Origin of the sequence: Melghiribacillus thermohalophilus, assembly GCF_004342905.1 — a bacterium.
GTDB lineage: Bacteria > Bacillota > Bacilli > Bacillales > Alkalibacillaceae > Melghiribacillus > Melghiribacillus thermohalophilus.
In genome coordinates this window covers 11,819-29,472 of record NZ_SMAN01000016.1, presented here as the reverse complement: position 1 = coordinate 29,472, position 17,654 = coordinate 11,819, and the positions used below count along the sequence as shown (strand labels likewise).

The window sequence follows — 17,654 nt, the reverse complement described above, 5'->3', positions numbered from 1 at the left end:
CGAAAGAAAGAAGAATGGTTGGCCTCGGGAACCTGGCGAACAGCGAAGCACGTTGACTGTGCATAAACATATCCGAACGACATTCTGACGATTGAATATCGTTCGGATCGTTCATTTGCCGTTTTACCCCAGTCTTTCATGAAAGGATTGAAAAATCGCTGGTTGGATTTACCAGTCAATGATTAAGGATTTTCATCAGATTCTTCTTCTTTGGGATCTCCATCCTGATTATTGTTATTTTCCTCATCACTACCGCCGCCATCGACAGGTGTGTCGTTTCCGCCATTTTCAGAACCTTCATCTCCTTCTGCAGGATCATCATGATCTGCGGGCGGCTCTTCTTCATTACACAACTCATCATCTCTGTTCCCGTCTTCACATGGATCCTCAGGCGGCAGTTCGCCATAAATGACTGCCTTTGAAGGGGAAGATTCCTGTCCAAAGTAGTCCACTGCTGTCACGTAGTACATTTTATGTTTTGTCGGCAAGGAAAATTTCAATTCAGTTGTATTCCCAATCAGTTGTCCTTTCTGTTCTTCCTGGTCACTCTGATAAATCCGATACCCGATGACGTCTTTTTCCTTTGGTTTTTTCCAGACCAATTGATTTTTATTGATTTTCACACTTCTCGGGGCAGAGGGTGCTTTTTTATCATTTGGAAAATCGTTTGTTTCGGGAATTTTGATTTTGTCCCATCCTGGACGATCCGGAATCAATTTCTCTAAATTGTCCAGTTTATCCCATTCCTGATCTTTTATATAGTCCGGATTCAAGAAAAATCCTTCTTCGGTAAATTCTTCTGGAGTTTGATCAAGGGCAGCATATATTTGATCATCAATTGTCACATAATTTCCTTTTATTAAACTATAGTCTCTTTTGGTGGGAGCATATTTTGCATTGAATATTTCTGATTTCACAAGGCCAGCTTCCTGACAGGCTTCACTCGCTAGCAGTCCTGACACTTCACATATACTTGTTCGTACAATGCCGCCAGGATTTTTAAACCTTTCATCTGGAATCATCAGATCCGGACGGATTTCAGATGCTGCATTGACAAGCAGACCCCAGAATCTGATATTACGGTTGCTATAACTGAGTTCACATGAATGACATTTTAAGTTAATGGTTCCGGGATCTGCTTTGCCGTCCCCATTCGCATCATAGGTATCATACCCCATCCAGCTGCCGATGGTGACATTGGGGTTGGTGGCCACAAACCAGGTATCCATCAATTCCTGAGAGGTACCTGTTTTTCCGGCCCAGTCCACATTCTTATGATTCAGGACATAATTGGCATAGGTTGCTGTTCCGTATTCCAGCACATCCCGCATCATATCCAGGACTAAATAGGATGTCTGGGGAGAAAAGACCTCCACAGGCTCGGTTTCATGCTGGTAAACGACCTCACCGTCTTTACTCTCAATTTTTTCAATCATATAAGCATCCATAAACTTCCCGTAATTGGCAAAGGTGACATAGGCGTTGACATTTTCTTCAACGGTAACACCTTCTGTAAGACCGCCGATGGACATAGAAGCGTTCTCCATATCCCCTTCCGTCAAAGATGTAAAGCCCATTTGTTTTAAATATTCTGCAGGCCGCTCGTGTAAAATATCCAGATACACCCTGGCGGCGGAGATGTTATGGGACTTGGCCAGAGCTTCACGGGCACTGGTCAGCCCGTATTCCCTATATTCAACGTAGTTACTTGGTGTCCAGCCGTAATAATTGAACTTAACGTCTGGTATTGGCGTACCCGGCTGATAAACGCCCATTTCAAATGCCGGTGCATAGTCTAAAAGGGGTTTCATGGTACTTCCGTTTGGACGCATGGTATAGGTTGCATGATTCAGTTCATTGGATTCAAAGTCCCGTCCACCAACAAAGGCAATGATTTTTCCGGTACTATTTTCAATTAAAATTGCCCCTGCCTGTACTGGAAGTTCCTTTGGCTGGCGTTCTCCTGTTTCAGGATCTACTTCTATGATGGTATGCGTAGGTTTGTATTGGTCATATTCTTTAGCGATTTTCTGAAATTCATCGTAAATTTCTTTATCAATGGTCGTGTGAATCTTATATCCGTTCTGACGCAAATCCCGATCTGCAATAATCATGTACTGATCCCGCAGTTCATCATTTGTTTCAAGATCTTCCTTTGTATACCCATCTTTTTCTGCCAGGATGCCTGCTAATATTTCTCGGGCCCTTTCCTCAATTTCAAAGGTGAGGTAAGGGTATTGGTGAACCGGCAGAGGGGTTGGCTCTGAGAAATCTTTCGTAATGTCATAATTCAAGGCATTTTCATATTCTTCTTTCGTAATCATGCCTGTTTCATACATCCGCTCCAGCACAATTTTCATCCGTCTGAGCCCTGGTTCGATTCCTTCCTGACTTTTTAATTCGCCGCTGTTTTTAAAAGGTGTGTAATAGAAGGGGCTTTGCGGCAGTCCGGCAATAAATGCCGCCTGTGGAAGATTTAAATCCTTTGCATCCACCCCAAAAATGCCCTGTGCTGCGGATTGTACACCTGCGATGTTCCGTCCTGAAGAATCTCTTCCAAAAGGGACGACATTTAAATAGGCTTCTAGTATTTCGTCTTTGTCAAAAAACTTTTCAAGGCGCAGGGCCAGCAAAATTTCCTTAGCTTTTCGTTCAAAGGAAACCTCATTGGTCAAAATCTGGTTTTTAATAAGCTGCTGGGTCAGTGTACTTCCGCCTGACTTCGTAGATGAGTTCGTTACTTCCTGGAACAATGCCCGCAAAATAGCTTTAGGCACAACTCCCTGATGTTCATAAAAGTATTCGTCCTCAGTTGCTATGATGGCATTGAGCAGATGCTTAGATACTTGTTGAATAGTGACTTCCTCTCGATAAATATCAGAACTCAGTTTTCCCAGATACTTATTGTCGTCAAAATATACAAGGGTTGTTTCTTCGTAATTATAAATTTGTTTCTTCATTTCCGCCTGACTCCGGATTGGCTCATCCTTCACAAGGGATGCAAAATAACCGGCCCCGACACCACCGGCAAAAAAGATTCCGATGAGTCCGATAATTAAGAAAAATAAAATCACATTCCAGGTGACGTCGTAAGACATTCGAACATATTTTTGTATACGGCCCTGGTTCCAGAGTTCAAGCGATTTTTCGAGCCATTTATGTTTTTTTTCTGAACGTTTGTTAGCCATCGCCAAATACCTCCTAAAATTCCATCATACATTATAACATAAACTATATTAAGCAGAACATGATTCTGCATACTTGTTCTGGCTCTCTATTGCTTTTTAAACAAAAATATGGTATTTATGTATAACAACATCATATGGACAAAGTTGCAAAGAAGAGATGAAGTAGCAATCTGTTCCCTGTTCCCAGAGAGCTGACGGCCGGTGCAAGTCAGCACAAAGCAGATTGTGAATTACGTCTTGGAGCAATCTTCTGCAACAGGCAGAAGACGGGGAAAACCGTTATAAAATGAAGCGGCAGGAAACTGCAACAAGGGTGGTACCGCGGGAATATCTCGCCCCTTATACAATCGTATAGGGGACGAGTTTTTTTATTTTCAGATGATTGATTTCGAAAATTTCTAGTACTTTTGCGGAATTAAAAAAATCTACGTTTAGGAGGGTACCCTATGGATTTATTGCAGGATTTGAAGGAACGGGGATTAGTCAACCAGATCACTGACGAAGAAGGATTAAAGGATCATCTTGAAAAGGAAACCGTAACACTGTACTGTGGATTTGATCCAACAGCCGACAGTCTTCATGTCGGAAATTTACTTCCAATTATGCTGCTGAAAAGATTTCAGCAGGCTGGCCACCGTCCAATTGCTCTTGTTGGTGGAGGCACCGGGCTCATAGGAGATCCAAGCGGCAGAAATTCTGAACGTCAGCTTAATGAAGCCCATGTAGTTCAGGAGTGGAGCGCTAAAATTAAGTCACAGCTGGAGAAGTTGCTGGATTTTGATGATGAAAAGACTGGTGCGGTCATTGCGAACAACTATGACTGGCTTTCTGATATGACCATCATTGAATTTTTAAGGGATATCGGAAAACATTTCAGTGTCAACTACATGCTGGCCAAAGAATCGGTTGAATCCCGAATTGAAGGCGGAATATCTTACACCGAGTTCAGCTACATGATTCTCCAGTCCCTTGATTTCATGAAACTGTATAAAGAAAAAAATTGCACGTTACAGGTTGGCGGCAGTGATCAGTGGGGCAACATCACGGCAGGTCTTGAACTGATTCGTAGAAATTCTGAAGAAGGTGAACGGACAAAAGCCTTTGGATTAACCGTTCCGCTCATTACAAAGGCGGATGGAACCAAGTTCGGCAAAACCGCCGGCGGTGCCATCTGGCTTGACCCTGAAAAAACGACCCCTTACGAATTTTATCAGTTCTGGATCAATGCTGATGACCGTGACGTGATCAAATTTATTAAATACTTCACTTTTCTGGATCACGATGAAATAAAGGAGCTGGAAAAAGAAGTTGAAACCAGGCCGGAAAAACGCCTGGCACAGAAGCGCCTGGCAGAAGAAGTAACCCGCATGGTGCACGGAGAAGATGCCCTGAAGCAGGCCCAAAAAATATCTGCTGCCCTATTCAGTGGAGACATTAAATCCTTAAATGGCGAAGAAATTGAACAGGGATTCAAAGATGTTCCTTCCCATACTGTATCAGAAAAGGAAAAAGGGTTAATCGATCTGTTAGTGGAAGGAAAGATTTCTTCCTCAAAACGCCAGGCGAGGGAAGATATTCAAAACGGTGCCATTTACATTAACGGAGAACGGCAGCAGGATTTAACGTATGTCGTAGGTAAAAGCGATAAAATTGACGGTAAATTTACCATTATTCGCCGTGGAAAGAAAAAATACTTCTTAATTCGATTTGAATAACGAAGGATAAAAAAGGCGGATTCAGGTTTTATGGTTGACCTTGATCTGCCTTTTTACGTTGCACTCTTACAGGATTGTAATCTAATTTTTATATAACATTTTTCTAGATTGTTGTATAATAATCTCTAGTATTATCAAAATTTGCTAATTGAAAGGAAAAATGTTATGGCTAGCAGAAAAGAAGCACGAAAACAGAAAAAAGGAAAGAAGAAAAAACGTAAAATTGTGCTGGCGATTATTGGTGTGCTACTGCTTGGAGGACTGGCTTATTTCGTTCATCTATATAACAAGCTGGAAGATACCGTTGAAACGATGTATGCACCTCTTGAATCTGATACAGAAAAGAAAGCCGACATCGAAAATCGCTTTAAAAATAAAGATACCATTAATGTGCTGTTGCTCGGTGTGGATGAGCGCGAAGGAGACCGGGGGAGATCCGATACGATGGTGTTCCTGTCTTTAAACCCCGATACCAATAAAATGTTGATGTTTAACATTCCCCGTGATACGTATGTGAACATCCCGGGCCGCGGCATGGATAAAATCAACCATGCATATGCGTTTGGCGGATCAGAGTTATCCGTCCAGACAGTTGAGGATTTTCTGGATACAACAGTCCACTTTTATGGAAAAGTGAACATGGAAGGGTTGATCGAAGGGGTAGATGCAATCGGAGGTGTCACCGTTTATAACGACATGGCGTTTTCCCATGGAGGTTATGACTTTCCTGAAGGTGAAATTACGCTGAGCGGAGAAGAAGCTTTGATCTACTCCCGGATGCGAAAACAGGATCCCAGGGGTGATCTTGGCCGAAATACTCGCCAGCAGCAAATTATTGATGCAATGATCGATGAGGCTGTATCGTTTGAATCCTTTACGAGAGTGACAGAAATGCTGGATGTTATTGGTTCCAATGTAGAAACCAATGTTCAAATCGATGAAATGCGCAAGATCTTTTTCAATTATCGCGGGACGAGAAAAGAAACGATTCGGGAAGAAATTCAAGGTACAGGAAAGATGATGGATGGGGTCTGGTATTATATCGTAAGCGATGAGGAAGTTAACCGAATCAGAACGCTCCTCGAACAGCATATGAATGAACAATAAACAGGAGTGCCGGAACATCAGTTGCCGGCACTCTTTTCTTCTTGATTATATATGGCCAGAACCAGCTTTTCACTCGCATGTCCATCGTTATATTCGTTCCATTCCTTTGAAAATTTCTGGATGACGGCCGGATCAAAAGAATGATGTTTCAACAAATGGATTAATTCATCGGTATTTTTCGCTATCGGACCTGGAACAAAGGTTTCATAATCCTCCCAGAATCCGCGGGTTTCTGCATAATCTTCCAGGTCATAAGCATAAAAAATCATCGGTTTCCCAAGCAGAGAAAATTCAAAAGGAATCGAAGAATAATCGGTAATTAAATAATCCGCAATCAGCAATAAATGGTTTACATCCGGATATTCCGATCCATCGATGACAAAGTCGGGGTAGTTATTCTCATATTGATTCATGACAGCTGGATGAAGCCGAAGCAGTAAAGCATATTGATCATGTAATGCTTCATACAATTTTTTGATGTTGAGTTGAATAGAATAGTTTTTCAGCTGTGAATCCCGAAATGTAGGAGCGTATAAGATGACTTGCTTTCCTTTGATTAATGGATACTGCTGTCTTAGCCTATGGACCATTTCCTCCTTTTTTTCATCATCAAAAAAAAGATCCGTTCTTGGGACCCCGGTCCGCAGAATCACATCATCATTTACATCAAATGCCTGTTGAAAAATTTTTGCCATCTTCTCCGAGCCAGCCACAATCCGATGGAAACGGCTATACACACTTTTGAAACGCTTATAAGCCCGGCGGCTCCGGAAGTGAATGGACGGATCTTTTAACCCGAACCGCTTGACAGCACCATTCGCATGCCACAATTGAACGCAGATGACGTTTTCCCCGAAAGGCGTAGCGGCTAAAAATCCGTAATAGTTATCAATAAAAACCACCCGGCAGGTTGCCAGATGATATATACCCCTGAGAAACGTTAAGGGCCTGCGGAACATATCAAAATAAAGCACTTTTGTCCGGGCGTCTGGCGTGAAGGTCCCTTTTGTCCCTGGGACCTGCAGAATAACGATCTGATCATCTGCCAGATTGATGACCTTCTCGAAAACAAACATCACATTATCTCCAAAAGAAGAGACAAACACCGTCTTCTTTTTTTGCGGAAACAGGCTGAATAAAGAAAAAAAGATTTTGACATAGGTTAGGTAAGCAAAAACAAACAGTTCTCTAATCATGGTTCACCTTTTTAATTTGAAATGTTAGCTACCGTAATCATATCAAATCTACCAATTGAAAGAAATAGATTGATAAAAAAGGAAATGGCGAGAATCACCATTTCCTTACCCCTTATTTATTCACTTTCATCAAATCATCTTTAATTTTTGTTGTTGAAATCCCTTCAGTTCTCGGCAGATAAACAACTTCACAGTAATCGTTCAGAAAATCAAATTTTCCTTCCCAGTCATGGCCCATGACAAAAATATCCACATCATATTTCTGAACATCTGCAATCTTCTGCTCCCAGTTTTCTTCAGGGATGACAAGATCCACATACTTCACAGCTTCCAGAATGGTTTTGCGATCTTCATAACTGTAGTAAGCTTTTTTGTTTTTCAAAGCATTAAATTCATCCGTAGAAACCGCTACAATTAGATAGTCTCCCAGCGCTTTTGCGCGTTTCAGCAAATTTATATGTCCTACGTGCAATAAGTCAAACGTTCCGTAGGTGATGACTTTTTTCATAAAAAATCCCCCTAAAAAACGGAAAAAGGATACGATTATACATATTTTATTATATTTTAAACAAAGGATTAATACAAACTAAATAATAAAGAGGAGTGGAAAATTCCACTCCCTAAATGTGTTCTATTAAAAGCTATTTTACGATATTTACGTAATCAGCAATCCATGCTGTTCCGTCACCATAGTATATTTGATACCATGTATACTCCGTATTTCCTAGACTTTCTTTAACGGTTACTAGATTATTGTTTGAATCTAAAACAGCACTAACATATTCGCCATAATTAATTTGGCCCACTTGTTTGCCAGCAGGACTGCTTCTGACATTTAATGGATCAGCAGTTATCTTGAATAAATTTAAATGTTCTACATACGTTTCACCGTTATATGTCTTTGCAACCCATCCTATATCTGAAGAACCTTTCACCTGAACTTTAATCCAGTTATTATCAACATCAAGAATTTCAAGAATAGTACCTTTGTCAAGATATTTTATCCATTCATGATTGGTTGAGGGACCTTTACGTAATCTTAAATTATCTACTACTGTAATAGCTAGTGTATTTTTTGGGTATTCTTTAATATTGATCGCCAAATTGTTATTACTTGGAAAATCATCTGCAGGTCCAGGCTGATTTAAATACCTCGGAATGTCAAAAAACAGTACATAATTGTTAATTAATTTATAATATTCAGCTATTCGCGTCGTTTGTAATTCTGCCCACATGATATGGGTTGCATATTGGTGTTTTCCTGGGTTTTCAGGATTCCATCTCATTTTATAAAGCGTGTCTTGCCCTACATCAATCCAGTCTTCACGAATAAATTTTGCCCCACCAATTATAGCTTTAGCTGGTGTAAACCAGCCTTCTACATAAGCTTTTTTTGCTCCGCATTCAACTGGGCAGCGATCAAAAGCGTGTATACCATACATATTGTAAGTGGTTTTGATATTTCTTAAATGCTCTCTATTTGAATCTGTAACTAATTCTAACTCATTATCAGAGTTTCGGCCTACTTCTACACCTTGCGCTAATACCGAACTTCCATTACCTGTTTCGTGGACAGCATGTGCTATTAAGTAAAGTTCATTAATTTGATAATCCCTGCCCGCCTGTACAAATGCTTCACCTTGTCCAGCTAAGGTTCCCTTATTAAAAAGAATTTTTTCATTTACTTCTTCTGCATCTATTCCAGTAGGTTGAGACAACACCAAAAATTGAAAATAGCTATCGGTACCTCTAGCAAAATTGGATGGGTTTAGATAGTAAGCAATTTGTTCTTTTGTTGCTTTAATTAATCCAGCTCCATCAGTATAACCGCCTACATCATGTTGAATATCAACCACTTTATTAAAATCAATGTTATACTGTGTTGTTTCATAAACAATTCCTGTATTCACATCATCATGATGGAAATATGCATTTCTTGGCTTCCCATTTACGATTACTATTGCTTCATACCAATTTTTCGAAAAAGTTTTTAGCTTTAATAAATTGCTTCTCTCATAGGTTTTCCATACTGGAGTTTTTCTTGAGGCCCCACTATACGCATTAGTTGGTGTTTTTAGTGCAACTCCCCGTAATGTTTTTTGTTCTTTATATGCGTTTTCAACTTGACTTCTTTGAAGAAAAACCTTTTTCTTTTTTCCATTAACAAATACAACTGCTTCATGCCAATTTTTACTAAGGGATTTGTAAATTAAAACTGATCCTTCGCTATAAGATTTAACAATTTTTGATTTAGTTGAAGGGCTTTCATAAACGTGAGTGGTCCCTTTGATTGCTATTCCTCGTAAATTCTCCTGTTCTATTAAGTCGTCAACTACAGAAACAGGTAGATAACCTGTCCGTGGTTTCCCATTCAAATAAACAGTAGCTTTGTGCCACTTAGAACTATAGGTTTCATATTGTAATATTGATCCTGCAGAATAAGATTTTAAAACTCTTGAACTCTCAGAAGGATTATTAAAGACTCGAGCAGTTTTTAATGATATTCCCTTTAATTCAGTTGGTGAATTGTATAGCCGATCAATGTCATCATGACGAATATATCCAGTGTAAGGTTTATAGTCTAAATAAACAGTAGCTTTATACCATCCTGAGGTATAGGATTCCATTTTCAATATGGAACCACTTTTATAAGACTTCAAGATTTTAAAATTCTTAGAGGCTTCCCTATAGACATTAGTTGTGTTTAAAGCAATTCCCTTAATTTCTACTGGATCCTTAGTTGCGTTTTCTACATGGTCCTTATGTATAAATCCTGTGAACGATTTATGATTGACTATAACTTTAGCTTTATACCAATTATTTGTATAAGATTCATAGCGTAATATAGAACCCTTGCTATATGATTTTAGAGGTTTAGAATTAATAGAAGCTCTAGAGTAAACATGCGTAGTGTTCTTTAAAGCGATCCCTTCGAATTTAACTATGTCATTAACAGCGTTTTCTACGTCGTTTTTATGAATATAACCAGTGTATGGCTTATGATCAATATAGACTGTGGCTTTGTACCACTTATTTGAATAATATTCATATTTTAAAATAGATCCTTGGGAATAACTCTTTAAAATGCTCGAATTCTTTGATGTACTTTCATATACATTGGTAGGATCTTTTAACGCAATCCCTTCGTAAGAATTATTAGCTGAAGCAGATGATGTAAATATAACGAAAAAGGTAAAACCAAATAACGCTAATAACAAACAGACTAATAACGTTTTTACTATTTTATTCACTTAAAAACCCCCATATATGTTATTGTTGGAGGAGAGGGACTAAAAATAGTTTTAGAAAAATCTTCATAATTTATTAATAATTCACCTCCAGACTTTTTATTTACCAATTATAATAACATATCTTTTCAAGAGTTCCCATATATTTTGTAGAAAATGTTAGTATTATAATAGACTTTGTTAGTATTAATAAAGTTCAGACGAAACATCACAATATTTGTATTAGAATATAACATATTTTTTGTTTAAAATTAGTTATGGAGTATAGTATATAATTGAAATTATAATTCATTATCAAGGCTATCTTTTAGGTAAAGTATAGTATAATAAAAATACTTATTAACCATTCAGTTCATCAAGAGGTTGTATATTTAGACATGCCATCAGTATAATAACTTTATATAAATTGGTTTAAAAACCTAAAATTTTGACAGGTGATTTTATGATTAATTATTTAAAAAAGATGATGTTTAGAGCTATACGAAGCAAAACCGCAAAAATCATTTACAAAAAAATTTTTCACATAATAAGTTTTTTACCAAAAAAGAAAAATGTTATAGTTTTCGAAAGCTTCCATGGTAAACAGTATAGTGATAGTCCAAGAGCAATCTATGAATATATGAAGAAATATGAACCTTCATGCAAATTGATTTGGAGTGTGGATCGTAGGTATACTGGTTTATTCAGGAAATTAGGCATTCCTTATATCATACGTTTTACACCGAAGTGGTTTTGGACAATGCCAAGATCTAAATATTGGGTAAATAATGTCAGGATTCCTAACTGGATGCCAAAACCTAAAGATACTGTTTTTGTTCAAACCTGGCATGGAACTCCTTTAAAGAGATTAGGTTTAGATATTGAAGAAATCAAGATGCCCGGTACAAATACGGAAAGATACAAAAAGAATTTTTCAAGACAAACTAAAAAATGGGATTACTTAGTGTCTCCTAATGACTATTCTTCAAAAATTTTCAAAAAAGCTTTTGATTATAGTGGAAACATAATAGAAACAGGTTATCCTAGAAATGATTACCTCTATACATTTACTGAAGAAAATGTTAGAAATATAAAAAAAAGGTTAAATATCCCATTGGATAAAAAAGTAATTTTGTATGCGCCTACATGGAGAGATAACCATTACTATAGTGTTGGTCGTTACCGTTTTAATTTAAGTTTAGATTTAAAATTTATGAGAGAAAAGTTAGGTGATGATTTTGTGGTTTTATTACGTATGCATTATTTGATCGCTGAAAATTTGGACGTTATTGAATATGAAGGCTTTGCTTATGATGTTTCTAATTACCTGGATATTAAAGATTTATATATAATATCAGATATTCTTATAACAGATTATTCATCAGTATTTTTTGATTACGCTAATTTGAGAAGGCCAATAATATTTTATGTATATGATTTGGAGGAATACAGGGATCAATTACGTGGTTTTTACTTTGATTTACAAAAGAATGCACCGGGACCTTTAACAACAACAACAAGAGAAGTTGTAGAAGAAATAAATAAATTTTTCAATAATGGTTTTCAGGTTGATGAAAATTTTAATAATTTCTATAATAAATTTTGTTATTTAGAAGATGGAAATGCATCGAAACGCGTAGTTGATAAGTTTTATAGGGATTAATACATCAATAAGTCGATCAATGTAATTCTAGAGAAAGTAGGAACAATGATGAAGGCTGCAATTATAGTATTAAAAGAACAAATCAAATATTTTTATTTGATTAGAAGACTTTCTCTTTATGAATTAAAGAGTACTACTACAAATAATTATTTAGGAATGGCCTGGGAGATTATTAACCCGTCTATACAAATAGCAATATATTGGTTTGTGTTTGGATATGGAATTAGACAACATCAACCAGTTGAGGGAATCCCTTTTTTTCAATGGATGCTAGCAGGAATAGTTGTTTGGTTTTTAATCAATCAAGGAATTTTAAAAGGAACTAAATCTATTTATTCAAAAATAAAAATATTAGCAAAAATGAACTTTCCGATGAGTGTTATTCCTAATTACGTTTTATTTTCTCAATTATATCCACATCTGTTATTGTTATTAATCGTAATTATTTTACTACAACTAATAGGTTATCCTATTTCTATTTACTATTTACAAATACCTCTTTATGTATTTGGAGTCATGTCGATTTTATTTAGTATAACCTTAATTACATCGACATTAGCAACCATAGCCCAAGACGTTCAAATGTTTTTACAATCTATAATGAGAATGCTTCTTTATTTGTCACCAATCTTATGGCCATTAAGTCTATTGCCAGACTGGTTACAAACGGTTATGAAAATTAATCCATTTTATTATATTGTGGAAGGATATCGTCATTCTCTATTAGGAAAAGGATGGTTTTTTATAGAAGAATGGAGTTATTCCTTATATTTTTGGGCTTTGGTTTTAATTTTATTTACGCTTGGATCTTATTTACATGTGAAATTTAGACGTCATTTTGTTGATTTTATATAATTAACTAGGGTGAGAAATTAATGGAAAAATCTGTAGTTATTGAGGATCTTTCAAAAAAGTATAAATTGTATAATAATCGAAAAGAAAGGTTATTGGATTTAATAGTTCCAGGTAAATCTTACGGACACGATTTTTATGCACTCCATAACGTTTCATTTACTGTTGATAAAGGAGATATCGTTGGATTTGTAGGAGTCAATGGTTCTGGAAAATCTACTTTGTCCAATATAATTGCTGGGGTAATACCAGAAACAACAGGTAGCGTATTTGTAGACGGCCAGGCATCTTTAATAGCGGTAAATGCAGGTTTAGACAGAAAGCTTACTGGAAGGGAAAATATAGAACTAAAGTTATTAATGTTAGGTTTTAGTAAACATGAGATAAGAACGTTGGAAAAAGATATCATTGAGTTTTCAGAATTAGAACAATTTATTGATCAACCGGTTAAATCATATTCTAGTGGTATGAAGTCGCGTTTAGGTTTTTCTATTTCCATTAATATCGATCCAGATATATTACTTATTGATGAAGCTTTATCTGTAGGAGACAAAACATTTAGTGAAAAAAGTATAGAAAAAATGCTAGAATTTAAACAATCAGGAAAAACGATGTTTTTTGTGAGCCATTCCCTTGGACAGATGAAGAGATTTTGTGAAAAAATTTTATGGTTAGAATTCGGAGAAGTTAAGATGTATGGTTCTACAGAAGAAGTTTTACCGAAGTATGAAGACTTTTTAAAGAATTATAAGAAGATGTCAAAAGAAGATAAAAAAATTTTTCGTAAAAAAGCATTGGAAAAACAATTTAAAAAATGACAAAGCAAAAAAAGCTTTGTCATTTTTTAAATAAGAATTAAAAAGAATATAAATTCTTATATAAAAAATCTTTTTGGAAAAGATCTATACCCATAAATGATTTTTGAAAGGCTTTGGTTGTATGGAAGAAAATCGTATTAACATTTTGGATATACCATTTATACACTCAACAAAAAAACAATTTTTTCATGATATTATAATACCCTCAGTTGAAAATCAAAGGAAATTGTTTATTGTCACTGCAAACCCTGAAATTGTGATGTACGCAAATGAAAACCCGGCATATAAAAAAAATATTTTACAGGCGGATTGTATTGTGGCAGATGGGGTTGGAATAATTTTAGCCTCGAAATTAATCAGAAAACCTTTACCGGAAAGAATTCCAGGATTTGAATTAATGGAGTTGATGCTTGGATATGCCAATCAAAACAAAAAATCAATATTCTTATTCGGAGCAAAAGATTATGTTGTTAAAAAGGCAGCCCAAAATATTAGAAAAAAATATCCTGATATTCTAATCGCTGGATATCATCATGGGTATGTTGATTTGAATGATAACACTGTATTAGAGTTAATCAAACATTCCAACCCGGATTTTGTATTTGTAGCTTTGGGTTACCCTAGACAAGAAAACTGGATTTCTAGGAATATGAAAAAACTGAACAAAGGAATATATATAGGAGTAGGCGGTAGTTTTGATGTATGGGGGGGAAAAGTAAACCGAGCTCCAAGATTATGGAGAAACTTAAATTTAGAATGGCTTTATAGAATAATAACTAACCCAAAACGTTATAAAAGAGCAGCAAAATTACCAAAATTTGTACTTCATGTTTTGAGAGAAAAATGGAAGGGATTTAATTAAAAATATATTTATAAACTATCATAAATATTTTTATCATCAATACTTTGATAAAAAGTAATAATACATCTTACAAAATGTTCTAGAGAGGTTGATAGGAATGAACAACTTAGAAAAGAGCTTAAAGAATTACCTGGAAAATGCTGGGAAACTATTAAACTTACTTAAAAAAACATTTAATAAATTTCGTGTGCTTCAAGTAAAAAATAAAATATATAAAATTTTATTAACAGTTATTAAAAAGAAATTTCTGTTGAAAGATATAACAGTTGATGAAAAAGGATTTTATTTACAGGTTGATCCTATAGGTTTTCATAGAACATCTTATAATGATGTATTACTTATCCTTATCCAAAAGAGTAATACAAAGAAACATCTTCATTTTGAAACAATAAGAAGGCAAAGTGATGGTACTACTTTTGAGTTTTTTATTCCTATTAATTTTCTATCAGATAGAGGGCAACTAGAACAAGAATGGTCAGTTTTTGTTAAAATAAATTCTAAATCAAAATTTAGGTTGACTAGACGAAAATTAATTGTGTCTCCAACTCTAAAACAAAAGTTAGTTACTCAAAGAGGCTACTCAAACGGATACATTTTTATTCCAAAAACAAACTGTTCAAATACTTTAATTGTTAGCAAGGAAAAATTCACCATTGATAAATTAAGTCACTTTATAAATAACGTTAAACACATAGAATTTAAGGAAGACCATCTATTAGTTTCGGGAGATGTTCACTTTGAGTTTATTAACGATCTTAGTCCTGATAATGTAAAGTTGTTAATTCAAAAGAGACAGAGTGAAAAGAATTTTAGTGTTGACCTTCAGTGGTTAAACTATAGACAATGGAAAGCAACAGTTCCTTATTACTCTTTATCAGCACAAAATGGGGTTTTAGACTTTTATTTATTAATTAAAAAAAATAATACTAGTTATAAGGTAAGGGTTAAGCACATTGAACCACTAAATCTTAATGATATAAAAAAATTTATTAAACATGATGTGAAAGGCACTATATCTTTTAGCCCTTATCGAACTATTAAATATAATTTCTCCTTATTATCTCGAACTGAAACTATTAATCTCTTGGATTTAAAGCTTAAAGAAAATAAAAATTCAGTTGTTATTAATGGTAATATAAAAGGTGATTTTAAATTTGAACAGAACAGTTTAATTGTTTTTAAGGAACGAGATGGAATAGAAAAAATTGGCGCAAATTTATCTTGTGAAAAAGTAGGGAATGCGTATAAATTTGAGGCAATTGTTGATAGAAAAAAACTTTACAAATTAAGGGAAAAGACTTTTGATGTTTTTATAAAACATCCTTATTTGAATGAAGAATTACTACTGAGATTAAAAACAAAAGATAAAACATTAAAAACAACAACATTAAAAGAAATATTAACTAGTGAAAATCAAATTTTTCATTTTTATTTTTATTCAACCATTAATAACCGATTATCATTTAAAATAGGCAAGCCCACCCTTATTCGGTCTCTGGACAAGGCATATTTTAAAAAAACACATCTTTTTATAGATGGTTTTGCATATTTAATTAGAAAGAATTTAAAAGATTGTATAGATAGTCAATTGGTTTCAGTAGTAATCAGAAATCGTGAAACAGAAAAAGAAATCGAATACCATCTAGAAAATTATAAATTTAAACACATGATTCATTTAGAAGATTTGAAGGGGTTACTACGAACCCCAAAAGATATCTTAGATATTTATATAAAAGTAAAAGATGGTGAATATATAAATGAAAGAAAATTAGGTTTTGATAAATATTCTTATCGAAAAGATGAATATTTGTCTAAAACAACTACATCGTTAGATAAGAGAATAATTGAATGGTTTCTGACGTTAACACCACGAGGTAATATAAAGATTGAAGTTTTCCAGCACAAAAAACAACACATATTACTTCGAGAAAAAATAAATAAAGAGTTTAGGCAAACCAAAGATGTGTGGATTGTTGGTGAACGACCGGATACTGCCCAGGATACAGGATATTACTTCTTTAAATATATGAGAGAGAATCATCCAGATCAGGAAGTATATTATGCAATAGAACCAGGATCTAAAGATTTAAAAAACCTTGAACCATTGGGAAACATATTATTAATCGGAAGTGAAGAGCATGTTCAAAAATGTTTAAAAGCCAACGCTTTCTTCTGTTCTCATGACATTGACTACATTCTCCCGTTTAAATCAACTGAAATGAGAAGTTATAGAGAAGGATTAAAAGTATTTTTGCAACATGGAGTTCTTGGAAGAAAGAATGTTGAATATCATAAGAAATTTTACAAGTATCCATTTAATATATTTTGTGTAAGTTCTATTTACGAAAAAGAGATGGTAGTTAAAAAGTTTGGTTACGATGAAAAAGAAGTATTTGTGACAGGTTTATCACGGTTTGATAATTTACTAGATAATAACTTTCCTGAGAATAGAATATTGTTAATTCCAACCTGGAGAGAATGGCTTAACACAAAGGAAAAATTTTATGAGTCAGAGTATTTTGCAAGGTATTACTCATTATTAACTAATTATAAATTGCACGATATTTTAGAAAAAAATGATTTAATTTTAGATTTTTATCCGCATTATCGCATGCAACATTTTATAAAGGATCTATCCTTAAAAATAAATGAAAGAATAAACTTAGTTCAACTAGGTGAAAGAAAAGTACAAGATCTTTTGAAATCTAGCAAGTTAATGATAACTGACTATTCCAGTGTTTCATTTGACTTCAATTACCAGGGGAAACCTGTAATTTTCTATCATTTTGATTTTCGACAATTTTTCAGTAAGGGAATTTTGAGAGAGAAAGATGAAACATTTATAGGAGATATAGTTAATAATGAGGAACAACTAATAAGAGCAATTGAATACTATATTAATAATAACTTTAAAGAAAAAGATATTTATAAGGATAAAAAATATTTAATACTCAGCTATATTGACCAAAAAAACTGTAAGAGAATTTATCAGATTTCAAAAAACTACAATAAGTAAAAACCCGGAA

Annotated in this window: 11 protein-coding genes and 1 other annotated feature; of the genes, 7 read left to right on the top strand and 4 right to left on the bottom strand. The window is 34.8% G+C overall.

From position 1 onward, the window contains the following. Window positions 1–182: 182 nt before the first annotated feature. Window positions 183–3,188, bottom strand: a complete 3,006-nt coding sequence (locus tag EDD68_RS10895; RefSeq protein ID WP_132372320.1) for a transglycosylase domain-containing protein — start codon at window positions 3,186–3,188, stop codon at window positions 183–185. A 140-nt stretch (window positions 3,189–3,328) separates the two neighbouring features. After that, window positions 3,329–3,531: a binding site (T-box leader), on the top strand. A 103-nt stretch (window positions 3,532–3,634) separates the two neighbouring features. Here EDD68_RS10895 and tyrS point away from each other — a divergent pair. Continuing rightward, entirely contained in the window at window positions 3,635–4,903 is a 1,269-nt protein-coding gene (gene tyrS, locus EDD68_RS10890; RefSeq protein WP_132372319.1) for a tyrosine--tRNA ligase, read from the top strand. A gap of 165 nt (window positions 4,904–5,068) precedes the next feature. Beyond that, window positions 5,069–6,010, top strand: a complete 942-nt coding sequence (locus EDD68_RS10885; RefSeq protein ID WP_132372318.1) for an LCP family glycopolymer transferase — start codon at window positions 5,069–5,071, stop codon at window positions 6,008–6,010. 17 nt (window positions 6,011–6,027) lie between these two features. Here EDD68_RS10885 and EDD68_RS10880 read toward each other — a convergent pair whose 3' ends face one another. The 3 genes from EDD68_RS10880 to EDD68_RS10870 all read right to left on the bottom strand — a co-directional run bounded on the left by EDD68_RS10880 (window position 6,028) and on the right by EDD68_RS10870 (window position 10,457). Beyond that, window positions 6,028–7,206, bottom strand: coding sequence for a CDP-glycerol glycerophosphotransferase family protein (locus tag EDD68_RS10880; RefSeq protein WP_132372317.1), 1,179 nt, complete (start codon window positions 7,204–7,206; stop codon window positions 6,028–6,030). A gap of 112 nt (window positions 7,207–7,318) precedes the next feature. Next, window positions 7,319–7,714 (bottom strand): glycerol-3-phosphate cytidylyltransferase, encoded by a 396-nt coding sequence (tagD, locus tag EDD68_RS10875; protein WP_132372316.1) that lies wholly within the window; start codon window positions 7,712–7,714, stop codon window positions 7,319–7,321. Window positions 7,715–7,847: 133 nt separating this feature from the next. Then, window positions 7,848–10,457: an SH3 domain-containing protein gene (locus EDD68_RS10870; protein ID WP_132372315.1), complete on the bottom strand. Its 2,610-nt coding sequence runs from the start codon at window positions 10,455–10,457 to the stop codon at window positions 7,848–7,850. A gap of 439 nt (window positions 10,458–10,896) precedes the next feature. On the opposite strand from EDD68_RS10870, the gene EDD68_RS10865 reads away from it, so the two are divergent. The 5 genes from EDD68_RS10865 (at window position 10,897) to EDD68_RS10845 (ending at window position 17,644) form a co-directional block, all read left to right on the top strand. Beyond that, window positions 10,897–12,096, top strand: a complete 1,200-nt coding sequence (locus tag EDD68_RS10865; RefSeq protein ID WP_132372314.1) for a CDP-glycerol glycerophosphotransferase family protein — start codon at window positions 10,897–10,899, stop codon at window positions 12,094–12,096. A 48-nt stretch (window positions 12,097–12,144) separates the two neighbouring features. Next, complete coding sequence (locus EDD68_RS10860; protein WP_132372313.1) at window positions 12,145–12,951, top strand: ABC transporter permease; 807 nt, start codon at window positions 12,145–12,147, stop codon at window positions 12,949–12,951. A gap of 20 nt (window positions 12,952–12,971) precedes the next feature. Further along, window positions 12,972–13,766, top strand: coding sequence for a teichoic acids export ABC transporter ATP-binding subunit TagH (gene tagH, locus EDD68_RS10855; RefSeq protein ID WP_132372312.1), 795 nt, complete (start codon window positions 12,972–12,974; stop codon window positions 13,764–13,766). Window positions 13,767–13,887: 121 nt separating this feature from the next. Beyond that, a complete protein-coding gene (locus EDD68_RS10850) occupies window positions 13,888–14,628 on the top strand; it encodes a WecB/TagA/CpsF family glycosyltransferase (protein ID WP_132372311.1) in 741 nt (246 codons plus the stop codon). 97 nt (window positions 14,629–14,725) lie between these two features. After that, window positions 14,726–17,644 carry a CDP-glycerol glycerophosphotransferase family protein gene (locus EDD68_RS10845; RefSeq protein ID WP_132372310.1) on the top strand — a complete coding sequence of 973 codons (2,919 nt, stop codon included), beginning with the start codon at window positions 14,726–14,728 and terminating at the stop codon, window positions 17,642–17,644. Window positions 17,645–17,654 lie beyond the last annotated feature (10 nt).